8 protein-coding genes are annotated in these 14857 nt (G+C 44.1%); all 8 read left to right on the top strand.

Annotation, left to right across the window (positions count from 1 at the left end):
* Positions 1–8: 8 nt before the first annotated feature.
* The gene (locus O3651_RS04570) at positions 9–887 is read left to right on the top strand and encodes a F0F1 ATP synthase subunit gamma (protein ID WP_005589739.1); all 879 of its coding nucleotides are present in this window, start codon (positions 9–11) and stop codon (positions 885–887) included.
* Positions 888–924: 37 nt separating this feature from the next.
* A complete protein-coding gene (atpD, locus tag O3651_RS04565) occupies positions 925–2331 on the top strand; it encodes a F0F1 ATP synthase subunit beta (RefSeq protein WP_005589740.1) in 1407 nt (468 codons plus the stop codon).
* Between the two features lie 7 nt (positions 2332–2338).
* Positions 2339–2761, top strand: a complete 423-nt coding sequence (locus tag O3651_RS04560; protein ID WP_005589741.1) for a F0F1 ATP synthase subunit epsilon — start codon at positions 2339–2341, stop codon at positions 2759–2761.
* An 87-nt stretch (positions 2762–2848) separates the two neighbouring features.
* On the top strand, positions 2849–3079 hold the full coding sequence (locus tag O3651_RS04555; RefSeq protein WP_371609704.1) for a DUF1146 family protein: 231 nt from the start codon (positions 2849–2851) through the stop codon (positions 3077–3079).
* A 67-nt stretch (positions 3080–3146) separates the two neighbouring features.
* Positions 3147–4427 carry a UDP-N-acetylglucosamine 1-carboxyvinyltransferase gene (murA, locus tag O3651_RS04550; RefSeq protein WP_371609703.1) on the top strand — a complete coding sequence of 427 codons (1281 nt, stop codon included), beginning with the start codon at positions 3147–3149 and terminating at the stop codon, positions 4425–4427.
* A complete protein-coding gene (locus O3651_RS04545; protein ID WP_371609702.1) occupies positions 4420–4608 on the top strand; it encodes a DNA-directed RNA polymerase subunit beta in 189 nt (62 codons plus the stop codon). Before murA ends, O3651_RS04545 begins: the two co-directional genes overlap by 8 nt.
* Before the next feature lie 72 nt (positions 4609–4680).
* A complete protein-coding gene (locus O3651_RS04540) occupies positions 4681–5532 on the top strand; it encodes a DNA/RNA non-specific endonuclease (protein ID WP_371609701.1) in 852 nt (283 codons plus the stop codon).
* 238 nt (positions 5533–5770) lie between these two features.
* Positions 5771–14857: SpGH101 family endo-alpha-N-acetylgalactosaminidase (locus tag O3651_RS04535; RefSeq protein WP_371609700.1), on the top strand; the 9087-nt coding region annotated here is incomplete at its 3' end.

Here is a 14857-nt window from a genome sequence, read left to right as displayed (position 1 = left end):
GGTGTCAGATGGCAGTTTCATTAAATGATATAAAAAATAAAATTGCATCCACAAAAAACACCAGTCAAATCACTAATGCGATGCAGATGGTTTCTGCATCTAAGTTGGGAAAGTCCGAAGAAGCAGCAAAAAACTTCCAGGTTTATGCTTCTAAGGTTCGAAAACTCTTGACCGACCTTTTGCATGGTCATGAGGAAGAAAATGTTAGCCACCATCCACTGCTAAAGAGCAGACCAGTTCAGAAAACGGCTTATATCGTCATTACGTCTGATCGTGGTTTGGTCGGTGGCTACAACGCAACCATCCTCAAATCCATGATGGAATTGATTTCTGAATACCACGAAAAGGATGACTATGTCATTATTTCGATCGGAGGAATGGGAGCGGATTTCTTCCGCGCACGAGGCATTCAGCCGATTTATGAATTGCGCGGCTTGGCTAATCATCCGAGTTTTGATGAAGTTCGGAAAATCATTTCCAAGACCATTGAAATGTATCAGAATGAGCTTTTTGATGAACTTTATGTGTGTTATAACCACCATGTCAACAGTTTGACCAGTCAGATGCGGGTAGAGCAAATGTTGCCAATCGTCGACTTGGATCCTAGTGAAGCGGATGAGAACTATATCCTCAATCTAGAATTAGAATCCAGCCGAAACGCGATTTTAGATCAGCTCTTGCCTCAGTTTGCTGAAAGTATGATTTATGGAGCGATTATTGACGCAAAAACTGCTGAAAATGCTGCTGGTATGACAGCCATGCAGACAGCAACGGATAACGCTAAAAAAGTTATCAATGATTTGACCATTCAGTATAACCGTGCTAGACAAGCAGCTATCACGCAGGAAATTACTGAAATTGTGGCGGGTGCAAGTGCACTGGAATAGTGTCACAGAAAATAAATAGTATAAAGAGGAGAAAAGAATGAGCTCAGGCAAAATTACTCAGGTTATCGGACCGGTTGTAGATGTAGCGTTTGCAGCTGGCGACAAGCTACCTGAGATCAATAATGCACTTGTAGTCTATAAAAATGACGAAAAAAAATCAAAAATCGTCCTTGAAGTAGCTCTTGAGCTTGGTGATGGAGTGGTTCGGACCATCGCTATGGAATCAACGGATGGGTTGACTCGTGGCATGGAAGTGCTAGATACTGGCCGTCCAATTTCTGTGCCAGTCGGCAAAGAAACACTTGGTCGCGTCTTTAACGTTTTGGGAGATACCATTGACTTGGATGCTCCTTTTGCGGATGATGCAGAGCGTCAACCAATCCATAAAAAAGCTCCAACCTTTGATGAGTTGTCTACTTCATCAGAAATCTTAGAAACAGGTATCAAGGTTATCGACCTGTTAGCACCTTATCTGAAAGGTGGTAAAGTCGGACTCTTCGGTGGTGCCGGAGTTGGTAAGACCGTCCTGATTCAAGAATTGATCCATAACATTGCCCAAGAACACGGTGGTATTTCTGTATTTACTGGTGTTGGGGAACGTACCCGTGAAGGGAATGACCTTTACTGGGAAATGAAGGAATCCGGCGTTATCGAGAAAACAGCTATGGTCTTCGGTCAGATGAATGAACCACCAGGAGCACGTATGCGAGTTGCTTTGACTGGTTTGACGATTGCAGAATACTTCCGTGATGTGGAAGGTCAAGATGTCTTGCTCTTCATCGACAACATCTTCCGTTTCACGCAGGCAGGTTCTGAAGTTTCTGCCCTTTTGGGTCGGATGCCATCAGCCGTTGGTTACCAACCAACACTTGCGACAGAAATGGGGCAATTGCAAGAGCGTATCACATCGACTAAGAAGGGTTCTGTAACCTCGATCCAGGCCATCTACGTGCCAGCCGATGACTATACTGACCCAGCTCCAGCAACGGCTTTTGCCCACTTGGACTCTACAACCAACTTGGAACGTAAATTGGTTCAATTGGGGATTTATCCAGCCGTGGATCCACTTGCTTCAAGCTCTCGAGCTCTTTCTCCTGAGATTGTTGGTGAAGAGCACTATGCAGTAGCTGCCGAAGTGAAACGCGTATTGCAACGTTATCATGAATTGCAGGATATCATTGCCATCCTAGGTATGGATGAGTTGTCAGATGAAGAAAAGACTTTGGTTGCGCGTGCGCGTCGGATTCAATTCTTCCTGTCTCAAAACTTCAACGTTGCGGAGCAATTTACTGGCCAGCCAGGATCTTATGTGCCTGTAGCTGAGACAGTTCGTGGCTTTAAAGAGATCCTCGAAGGCAAGTATGATAAGTTACCAGAAGATGCCTTCCGTGGTGTCGGTTCGATTGAGGATGTCATCGCTAAAGCTGAAAAAATGGGATTCTAAGAGGTGAATGATGGCTCAAATGACAGTACAAATCGTTACACCGGATGGTCTGATTTATGACCACCGTGCTGCATTTGTTTCCGTAAAAACGATTGACGGAGAAATGGGGATTTTGCCTCGCCATATCAATACAATTGCTGTTTTGGAAGTGGATCAAGTCAAGGTACGCAGAATTGATGATGACAAGCATATTGACTGGATTGCGGTCAACGGTGGCATCATAGAAATTGCTGATAATGTGATTACCATTATCGCGGACTCAGCTGAGCGTGAGCGTGATATTGATATCAGCCGTGCCGAGCGAGCTAAGCTGCGTGCTGAGAAAGAGATCGAAGAAGCCCAAGACAAGCATTTGATTGACCAAGAGCGACGCGCTAAAATCGCCCTCCAGCGTGCCATCAACCGTATTAACGTTGGAACAAGAATGTAATGAAAAAAGAATGGAATTTCCATTCTTTTTTATTGTCCCATACTCCTTTTCGCTAGAAACAGCTTTTCTTATGGTATAATAAAATCTATGATAGAATTAATATTTCGATTATGCAGTCATCTGCTCTTTATTTTTGTGTCTTTTCACCTTTTGGCGACAGTGGTCAGTTGGGAAAAATTTTTAAAAGTAAATGCTGATAATGCCATCAAAATTCGTTTTTTGATTTTATTGCTAAGTATTGCCTTGGGCTACATGGCTAGCCTATTTTTTATCGGTATTTATGATATGAGTCGGGCAATCTTTAATGGAACTTTATAAGGTCAGAATCTTGATTTTATGGTATGATAGTAGGATGAATTTTTAAGATTTGGAGTAACTAGTTAGTATGGAAAAAATTATTATTCAGGGTGGAAATAACCGTCTGGTTGGTAGAGTTAAGATTGAAGGAGCTAAAAATGCGGTGTTGCCGTTGTTGGCAGCAACTGTTTTAGCCAGTGAGGGAAAAACAACTCTTAAAAATGTGCCAGTCCTTTCGGATGTTTTTACCATGAACAATGTTGTTCGCGGCTTGAATACGCAGGTAGACTTTGACCAAGATGAAAATACTGTAGTTGTAGATGCGACTAAACCATTGACAGAAGAGGCTCCTTATAAGTATGTCAGCAAGATGCGGGCTTCGATTGTTGTATTGGGTCCCATTCTTGCTCGTAATGGGCATGCTAAAGTGTCCATGCCGGGCGGTTGTACGATTGGTAGCCGGCCTATCGACCTTCATTTGAAGGGCTTGGAGGCAATGGGTGCTCAGATTACGCAGACTGCTGGATACATTGAAGCCAAGGCAGACCGCTTGATGGGGGCGCATATTTACATGGACTTCCCAAGTGTTGGTGCGACACAGAATATTATGATGGCGGCAACTTTAGCTCAAGGTACCACTGTTATTGAAAATGCTGCTCGAGAACCTGAAATTGTCGACTTGGCTTTATTGTTAAATAAAATGGGCGCTAAAGTCAGAGGAGCAGGAACGGAGAATATAACAATTATCGGTGTTGAAAAACTTCATGGAGCTGAGCACAATGTCGTGCAAGACCGTATCGAAGCTGGTACATTTATGGTTGCCGCTGCTATGACGGGTGGTGATTTGCTGATTGAGGATGCGATTTGGGAGCATAATCGTCCGCTTCTGTCAAAGATGCAAGAAATGAGAGTAGAAGTGACGGAAGAAGATGAAGGAATTCGCGTCCGCTCAGATGTTTCAAAGTTAAAAGCTGTTTCTGTCAAAACCTTGCCTTATCCAGGTTTCCCAACCGATATGCAGGCTCAGTTTACTGCCTTGATGGCGATAGCCCAAGGAGAGTCTGTCATGGTTGAGACGGTCTTTGAAAACCGCTTCCAGCACTTAGAAGAGATGCGACGGATGGGTCTTCACTCCGATATTATGCGGGATACCGCTCGGATTTGGGGTGGTAGCAGCTTGCAAGGAGCAGAAGTCATGTCGACAGATCTCCGAGCTAGTGCGACCTTGATTTTGATGGGCTTGATTGCTGAAGGGGAAACAAAGGTTAGCAAGTTAGTCCATTTGGATCGTGGCTACTATAAATTTCATGAAAAGCTGGCAGCTCTTGGTGCCAACATCAAACGCGTAAAGGAAGAAGATGATGAGTGAAAATTGGAAATATTTGGCTAGACAACTAGGCATCATTGCCTTGGTGCTGGTAGTTGCTTTTATCATTTTTTGTCTTGGTCTGGTTATCGGATATGGCGTGATTGGAAATGCAGAAAATCCTTGGTCTATCTTATCGCTAGATACTTGGCATGAACTTGTTTCTAAGTTCACTGGACATTGATCTGCCGAGAGTGTTCACTAATTTACCGACTGTGCAGAATTTTGTGCAGTCCTTTTAAATGGAAATGGAAAGATGCCAAAAAAGAAATTACAAAAAAAGAGCACTAAATCTACTCAGACGATAGCTGGGCTTCTGGTTGCTCTGACTTTATCACTGGGAGCCTACTTTTTTGGAAATGGCAATCAGTCACCAGCGGTAAATACATCGTCAGCCATTAGTCAAAATAGGGATACCAGCACACCAGATCAAGCGCTGGCTGAGAGTGTTCTCACAGACTCAGTGCGTTCTCAACTTGGTGGAAAAATCGAGTGGAATGGGACTGGCGCCTTCATCATCAATGGGAATCAAACGAACTTAGATGCCAAAGTGTCGAGTGCGCCTTATGCAGATAATAAAACGAAGATGGTTCAGGGGCAGACGGTTCCAACAGTTGCCAATGCCTTGCTTGCCAAATCTACCCGCCAATATAAATCGCGTGAAGAAACGGGAAATGCTTCCACTTCTTGGGTTCCTGCTGGTTGGCACCAAGTCAAACATCTATCAGGTGAATACAACCATGCAGTGGATCGCGGGCATCTTTTAGCTTACTCTCTAATCGGTGGCTTAAAGGGATTCGACGCCTCTACTAGCAATCCAGCCAATATCGCAGTCCAGACAGCTTGGGCCAATCAGGCCAATAAAGATAACTCGACAGGGCAGAATTACTATGAAACTCAGATTCGTCGTGCCTTGGACCAGAATAAGCGAGTCCGCTATCGTGTCACCTTGATCTATGCTTCAGAAAATGATCTGGTGTCCTCTGGCTCGCATTTAGAAGCTAAGTCCAGCGATGGAAGTTTGGAATTCAATGTTTTTGTCCCAAATGTCCAATCAGGAATTGTCTTTGATTATCGCACTGGCAAAGTGAGCATTAGTATGATTTAAATAATATGATCCATTTGAAGTTAGCAGCTAGTATTGATTGTAGATTTCAAATGGATTTTTCTATCTTTCTTCTAAGAATAATCTACATTTCTACTGTAAAATAATTTGACACTTCTTAAAATATTTGATATATTAAAAAAGAGTATATTAACATAAAATAAGAAAGGGATAGAAGGGGTTTATAACAGCCTAAAAATTTTAAGGTTTATTGTAAACGCTTACTATTGGTGGTTGTCAAATGGATAGAGATTTATTTGATAAAAGATGTAAGTTTGGGATTCGCAAGCTAACTTTAGGTGTTTGCTCTGTTATAATCGGAGCAATCTTGTTTGGGGTCAATCAAGTATCGGCTGACAGTCTAGCAGATACAACAACTAGCCCAGCAGGAGTAGTTGCGGTATCTCAACCAAGTGTGGCACCTCCTGCTACTGAAGTTACGGGAGAGACAACATCTTCTGAGGTAAATGGGAAAGTAGAAAACGAGGATAAGCCTGCAGCAGCAACTGCTACTGCACCAGTATCTACAGAAAATGTAGCTACACCCGTATCTCCATCAACAGATACAGGTACCACTTTAGAAAAACCTTCTGATGCAACTGCTGAGACAGAAGAAACGGTTGAAAGAGACTATTATTCCCGTTCTTTAAAGAATGTCAAGCCTGTCTTGGAAAAAGAAGATATTACGATTAACAAAACAGATCACGCCAAAGAGGATCTATCCAGCGAGCTAGATAAAGTAAAAAAATTAAAGAATGCAACGGTTCATTTGGAGTTTAAGCCAGATGCAAACTCACCAAAGTTTTATAGTGTATTCTCTGCTTCTAGCTCCTCGCATGTCAACGAATACTTTACTCTTGCGGTCAATAATGGAACAGCAGTTGTCGAAGGTCGTGATCGCAATGGGCAGCAATTCTATGAAAATTATAACAATGCCCCTCTGAAAGTCAATGCTGGTCAGTGGAACTCCATCACCTATACAGTAGAAAGACTAAAACCAGATTCGCCAGAGGGTCGCGTGCGCCTCTATGTCAATGGGGTTCTATCAAGAACCAGCTATCAGTCAGGGAAATTCCTGAGTGACATGCCGGATTTGACCAACATGCAGCTGGGTGCTACAGTGCGTGGTAAGCAAAACCATTGGCCAGGAACGTTTGCCGTTCGAAATCTAACTATTTATGACCGCGCTCTTTCGCCAGAGGAAGTAGCTCAGCGTAGCCAAATTTTAAAACGGAAAGAACTCGAAGGACAGCTAGCTCCTGGTGCCTCCCTGAGTGAAAAGGCAGATGTATTTGAGAGTGGAGCTGGCGGTCAGGCTAATAGTCAAGGAATTAAAAGCTATCGAATCCCAGCCTTGTTAAAGACTCAGAAAGGCACCTTGATTGCAGCTGCGGATCAGCGCCGCTTGCATGCGTCAGACTGGGGGGATATCGGCACAGTTATTCGCCGTAGTACAGATGGCGGCCAGACTTGGGGGCCAGAAAAGACGATTGTCAATTTGCGCAATAATCCCAAAGCAACGGATTCGAATCAGGGCTCTCCTGTAACAATTGATGTGGCTATGGTTCAGGATAAAGACGGAACCATTCATGCCATCTATGATATGTTTACAGAAGGGCGGGCTGTCTTTGACCTACCTGCTAAAAACGAAGAAGCCTATACAACGGTTGATGGTAAGGTTTATCAGATTCTTTATCACGAAAATGGTCAAAAATATACAATTCGTGAAAATGGAACAGTCTATGATGCAAACGGTGCAGCGACAACCTATCGTGTAGTGGTCAATCCACAGGAAAAAGACTATCGAGATAAAGGTGACCTTTATGACGGAGATCGCCTGATTGATAATATTTATTTCACGACTAAGAAAGATTCGCCTTTCCGTGTCGCTCGGACTAGCTATCTATGGACATCAGTGAGTAAGGATGATGGACTGACTTGGTCTGCTCCGCGTGATATCACTCCTATGGTCAAGGAAAACTGGATGAAGTTCTACGGGGTCGGCCCTGGTACAGGCATTCGTCTTCATACAGGTTCGCACAAGGGACGTTTAGTTATTCCGACTTATTCGACTAACGAATCTTCCCATTTACATGGTTCTCAGTCTTCTCGGGTTATCTATTCAGATGATAATGGACAAACTTGGCATTCTGGAGCAGCAGTTAATGATGGTCGCAGAGTGAATAATACAGAGATTCAATCCAGCACCATGAATCATCCTTCGGCTCAAAACACTGAAGCAACCATCGTGCAGTTAGCAAACGGCCAGCTAAAAATGTTCATGCGTGGATTGACGCGAGACCTGCAAGTTGCAACCAGTGAAGATGGAGGTGCTACTTGGCTTCCTGAAGTGAAACGCTACAAAGATGTGCCTGATGTCTATGTACAAATGTCAGCGATTAGAACAGTCAAAGATGGACAAGAATATGTGATTTTGGCGAATGCAAGCGGGCCTGGCAGAAATAATGGTCATGTTCGAGTTGCCAGAGTGGATCAGGCTGGCAATCTGACTTGGATTGCTCATCGGGAAATCAATAAAGGAAAATTTGCCTACAACTCTCTGCAACAAATCAATGATCAAGAGTTTGGCTTGCTCTATGAAGGAGCGGAAGGGAATAAAAATGACTATACTCTCTCCTTCAAGAAGTTTAACTGGGATTTCTTACTGAAAAACAGTGTTTATCCGACAGAGGCTAAGGTAGTCAGCGCGAAACACACAGAAGAAGGACTCGTTGCCCTGCGTTTTGATCACGAAGTGATTGTCAATGAAGCGCCAGTATTTGAGCTAGAAAACGGCAAGGAAGCTACCTTTGTTACTCAGGCAGACAGTAAGACACTCCTGTTTTACGCAGATGATGATTCGGCTGGTCAGAAGATTACTAAGATAAAATCAGGCAACATCGAAAGTATTCATAATTTGGCTGTTTCTGTAATCGGAACGAGACTTCCAGCCGCAGGTTCGGCTCCAGAAGCAGTCACACCTTATATTGCACCAACACCAACAGTTCCAGATCCTGATTTAGTTGCAAGATTTGCAGCTAAGAAGACAGCTGAGTGGACTCCTGTCGGAACAACAGAGCAGCATGGAATAGTCACTACGGTTGAGAAGAACGGTGTACGCTATAATCAGCTCTCCTCAAAATCTACTCATGATAACAACCAAAACCCAGCCCTCTTCCAGAAAGAAGGCTTGCAGGTAGATCAAGAAGGAAATGCTAGCGTAAACTTAACTTTTGTAGAAAATTCTGAAACAAACCATGGTCGCTTTGGTGTCTTTATGAAATATAAAGATACATCAAACAATGTCTTTGTCGGTTATGACAAAGAAGGCTGGTTCTGGGAATATAAAACGCCAGGCAATGGCAATAGTGCTTGGTATCGCCAAACTCGTGTACCAGCACCGAAAAAAGGTTCAACCAATAACTTGGTGGTAACTCTGAAAGCAGATGGTCAGCTCAATGCGACCAATAATGGCGAGCAACTCTTTAATACAGTGACCTTACCAGCTGCAGTCAAGGAAAATCTCAAGAATGAGCGCAAGATTTTGGTCAAGGCCGGTACTTATCAGGGCACTGAACTGACTTCTGTTTTGATAAAGACAGATAACCAAGAAGGCATGACCCCAACTCAGCCGACAGGAGAAAAGGAAACAGGTCCTGCTGTAGATGACTCTAAAGTCACTTATGATAAGATTCACTCAGCAACGATGGAAGTTCTGATTGATAAGGCCTTCCCGCGTGTCAAGAGCTACACAGTCAACAAGCACACACTGACAGGTCAAGTCAAACAGCTGGATCAAGTCACTATTAACTCACATGCTATCAAGCCGAAAGTGACTTACCGCAAGGTTGATGAGCAGACAGCTGAGTATGATTTGGTCTTGAAGGATCCAGAGCATTTGATTGATGCAGAAATGACCGTTCGCTTGAAAGTAGTGGACAACCAGTTGCACTTTGATGTGACAAGAATCGTCAACCACAATCAAGTCGAGGATGGTAAGCCAGTCGATGATGTTAGAAAATTAATTTCTTCTATCAACTTTGCAGATAATGCTTTAGTATCTGTATCTAGCGAGCAGGCAGGTGCTAAGTTTGATGGAGCGACCATGTCCAACAATACCCATGTCAGCGGAGATGACCATATCAATGTGACCAATCCGATGTCGGATTTGCGCAAGGGCTACATGTACGGATTTGTCTCAACAGACAAGCTGGCGGCTGGTGTATGGAGTAACTCTCAAAACAGCTTTGGCGGTGGATCAAACGATTTTACACGCTTGACTGCTTACAAGCAAACAGTGGGTAACGCTAACTATGTCGCAATCAAGAGCTCACCATGGCAATGGCAAAAAGAATATAAAGGAATTGTTTACCCAGATTATACTTTGGAATTGCCAAGTGCTAAGGTGGTCGTGACCGAAGATGCCAACAAGGATAATCAAGTAGACTGGCAGGATGCTGCTGTAGCTTATCGTCAAATCATGAACAACCCGCAAGGCTGGGAAAAGGTTAAAGACATTACCGCTTATCGGATTGCCATGAACTTTGGCTCTCAAGCTCAAAATCCATTCCTGATGACTCTGGATGGTATTAAGAAAATCAATCTTCATACCGATGGACTTGGCCAAGGTGTCCTCTTGAAGGGATATGGAAATGAAGGGCATGACTCAGGTCACTTGAACTATGCAGATATTGGTAAACGAATCGGTGGAGTTGAAGATTTCAAAACTCTGATCGCCAAGGCTAAGGAATATGGTGCTCACATCGGTATCCACGTCAACGCATCAGAAACCTATCCAGAATCCAAATATTTCAAAGAGGAAATCCTACGCAAGAATCCTGACGGTAGCTATAGCTATGGCTGGAACTGGCTTGACCAAGGTATCAATATTGATGCTGCCTATGACCTCGCTCATGGTCGACTCAAACGCTGGCAAGATTTGAAAGAAAAACTTGGCGAAGGGTTAGACTTTATCTATGTCGATGTTTGGGGTAATGGTCAGTCAGGTGATAATGGTGCTTGGGCAACTCATGTCTTGGCAAAAGAAATCAACCAACAGGGCTGGCGCTTTGCGATTGAGTGGGGACATGGAGGTGAGTACGACTCTACCTTCCAGCACTGGGCAGCTGACTTGACCTATGGTGGCTATACCAACAAGGGGATTAACAGTAGCATTGTCCGCTTTATCCGCAACCACCAAAAAGATTCTTGGATTGGTGACTATCCGTCCTATGGCGGCGCAGCCAACTATCCGCTGCTTGGTGGTTACAGCATGAAGGATTTTGAGGGCTGGCAAGGACGGAGTGACTACAATGGCTACGTGACCAACCTCTTTGCTCATGATGTCATGACCAAGTATTTCCAACACTTCACTGTCACAACATGGAAGAATGGTAATCCGGTTACCATGAATGATAATGGCGGTAGCTACAAGTGGACACCAGAAATGGAAATAGGTCTGACAGACAAGGACAACAATCAAGTTACTATTCGCCGTAAATCAAACGATGTGGCAAATCCAGGCTACCGTGAGAGAACAGTTACACTTAATGGTCGCGTGATTCAAGACGGCTCAGCTTATCTAGTACCATGGAATTGGGATGCCAACGGTAATAAGCTGGAAAAAGCTCAAGAAAAGATGTATTATTACAATACAAAAGCAGGCCAGACAACTTGGACCCTGCCGAGTGATTGGAATGATAAGGTTTACCTCTATAAGCTGACCGACCAAGGTAAGGTTGAAGAGCAAGAGCTGACAGTGACGAATAATCAGCTGACGCTGGATCTTTTGGCAAATCAGCCATACGTTCTCTATCGTACAAGACAGGTCAACAAGGAAATATCTTGGAGCGAAGGAATGCATATCTATGATCAAGGCTTCAACAGTGGCAAGCTGGATCATTGGACAATTACAGGCGACAAGTCTAAGGCTGAGATTGTCAAGTCACAGGGTGCCAATGATATGCTCCGTATTCAAAACAATACAAGTACTGTGACTCTGACTCAGAAATTAACGGGTCTCAAGCCAAATACTAAGTATGCTGCTTATGTCGGAGTGGATAATAGAAGTGATGCTAAGGCAAGTATCACAGTCCAATCAGGTGGTAAGACAATCACCAACTATACTAATAAATCTATTGCTCAAAACTATGTTAAGGCATATGCTCACAATACAAATCGTAGCAATGCGACAGTGGATAATGCCAGCTATTTCCAAAATATGTATGTTTACTTCACGACAGGTGATGACGTGTCCAATGTGACCCTGACCCTGAGCCGTGAAGCAGGTGAAAAAGCAACTTACTTTGATGAAATTCGAGTCTTTGAGAATAATTCTACAATGTATGCCGGTGGTCATGATAACCAAAAAGGTGTCTTCAAACAGAACTTTGAAAATGTCGGTCAAGGGATCTTCCCATTTGTTATCGGTGGTATCGAAGGTGTTGAGGACAATCGGACTCACTTATCAGAAAAGAACGCACCATATACACAACGTGGCTGGAATGGTAAGAAGATTGATGATGTTATCGAGGGCGACTGGTCACTCAAGACCAATGGTTTAGTTAGCCGTCAACGCATGGTTTACCAAACTATTCCGCAAAACTTCCGCTTTGAAGCAGGTAAGACTTATCGAGTAACCTTTGACTACGAAGCGGGCTCTGATGGCACTTACGCCTTTGTCAGCGGCAATGGTGAAGTAACTTGGAAGCAGGCAGGTAACCAATGGACTAGTGATTTGGGCAATGCACAAGTGCATGAGCTACCAAACACTTGGAAAGGCTCTCAAAAAGCCAAAAGAGCGACCTTCCTCGTTACGGGAGCGCCAGATGGCAATACTTGGATTGGTATCTATTCTACTGCTAGAGGTGGCAATACAAATGGCGATGCAGGCGGAGATGCAAACTTCCGTGGCTACAATGACTTTGTAATGGATCGTCTACAAATTGAAGAAGTCGAGCTGACAGGTAAGATGCTGATTGACGAAGCAGTGAACAACTACCTGCCACTAGTTGCCAGAACGAATTACACTACTGAGTCTATGAATGCGTTGAAAGATGCGGTTTATAATCTGACTCAGCAGGATGATGACATCTCAGTTGATGCTGCTAGACAGGCAATCGCTGCAGTGGATCACCTCAAGGCTGCCTTGGTAGAGAAGAAGACTTCCCTCAAAGCAGCAGACTTTGAATCTCTGGAAGCACCTGCTCAGCCAGGAGAAGAGTTAGCTAAAGCCTTTGATGGTAACCGCTCTAGCCTGTGGCATACACCGTGGTCTGGTGGTGGTGCTAATAAACCGGCTACTATGGTCTTGAGAGAACCAACTGATTTGACAGGTTTGACTTATGTACCACGTTCTTCAGGATCAAATGGTAATCTCAAAAATCTAACTCTGGTGGTAACGGATGAAGCAGGTCAAGAACACCGTTTCTCAGCCAATAATTGGCCAAATAATGCAGCAACTAAAACTATTGACTTTGGTCGGGTTATCAAGGCTAAGAAGATTGTCTTGACAGGTACTCAGACTTATGGCGATAGCGAAAATGAATACCAATCAGCGGCGGAACTAGTCTTTAATCTACCAACAACAAGCGAGGCTGCTCTGGACACAAGTGCTTATGATAAGGCTCTTGCGCGTGCTAAAACATTGACAAGCCAGGCTAATCGTGAAGCAGTAGAAGAGTTCTTGCAGGTGGCTGCTTACGTGACAAATAACCACTTGTTAACTCCAACTCGCTTGGCAGAATTTACAACTTATCTCAATAGTTTAGAAGATACACCAGCTACACCGCCAGTTCACAAGACGACTCCAGACGAAGGCGTTAAGATTCCAGTTGTCGAACAGCCACGCTTGGATATTGTGACAGAAGTTCTATCGTTTAATACTGTTGAACATGAAAGTGCTCAATTGCCTAAGGGCATCCGAAAAGTTGTCCAAGAAGGCAAGGATGGTGAGAAGACCACACTTGTCGAAGTGACCATCGAAAATGGTCAAGAAACTGGTCGAGTGACTCGCGATAGTTTCGTTTCCAAAGACGCAGTTGATAAGATTGTGGAAGTTGGCAAGCCAGTTGAGCAAGTAACACCAGATCAAGGTCTTAAGAATCTGGTTGTCGAGCAACCACGACTTGATATCGTGACAGAAGTTCTACCGTTTAATACCGTCGAACGTGAAAATCCACAATTGCCGAAGGGCATCCGAAAAGTTGTCCAAGAAGGCAAGAACGGCGAGAAGACCACGCTTGTCGAAGTGACCATCGAAAATGGTCAAGAAACTGGCCGTGTGACTCGTGACAGCTTCGTTTCCAAAACCCCAGTCGACAAGATTGTGGAAGTTGGCAAGCCAGCTGAGCAGGTTACACCAGCAGAAGGCGTTAAGAATCTGGTTGTCGAGCAGCCACGCTTGGATGTGGTAACTGAAGCTCTACCGTTCAACACCGTTGAGCGCGAAAATCCACAATTGCCTAAGGGCACCCGAAAAGTTGTCCAAGAAGGCAAGGCCGGTGAGAAGACCACGCTTGTTGAAGTGACGATTGAGAATGGCAAGGAAAGCGGTCGAGTGACTCGTGATAGCTTCGTTTCCAAAACCCCAGTGGACCAGATTGTGGAAGTTGGCAAGCCAGTCGAGCAAATCACTCCAGCTGAAGGCGTTAAGAATCTGGTTGTCGAGCAGCCACGCTTGGATGTGGTGACTGAAGAGGTTGGCTTTAATACCGTCGAACGTGAAAATGCTCAATTGCCGAAGGGCACCCGAAAAGTTGTCCAAGAAGGCAAGGTTGGTGAGAAGACCACGCTTGTGGAAGTCGCGATTGAAAATGGTCAGGAAACTGGTCGAGTGACTCGCGATAGCTTCGTTTCTAAAGATCCCGTTGATCAGATTGTGGAAGTTGGAAGCAAGGAAGAAAAACCAAACAAACCAACTACACCAGAGAAGCCTGTAGAGCCATCTAAACCATCTAAGCCAGAAAATAATTTGCGTATCTTGACGGATGAAGCTACCAAGGTTCAAGTGATTGGCATGAAGTCTACGCTTGATCAAGTTGTGGCCTTGAAGGTTAAGAAAGTGGCAGCTCAAAGCCTAGAAGGTAAGCTCTACGATGCTTATGACATTAGACTAGAAGACCAATTTGGCAAAGCTGTTCAGCCTAAGGGCAAGGTCTTTGTCAGCCTTCCAGTTGCATCTAATAAAGATGTTGAAAATGTCTTCTTTATGACAGTAGCTAATCAGCTTGATGCGGTATCCTTCCAGCAAAAAGGTCATTATGTCGAGTACATGACAGATCAGCTAGGTGTTTATGCGGTTGTTTACAAGTCAACTGCAACCCCGCAG

It is taken from the genome of Streptococcus sp. 27098_8_73, from assembly GCF_041432495.1.
GTDB lineage: Bacteria > Bacillota > Bacilli > Lactobacillales > Streptococcaceae > Streptococcus.
This window is presented reverse-complemented; position numbering and strand designations above follow the sequence as displayed.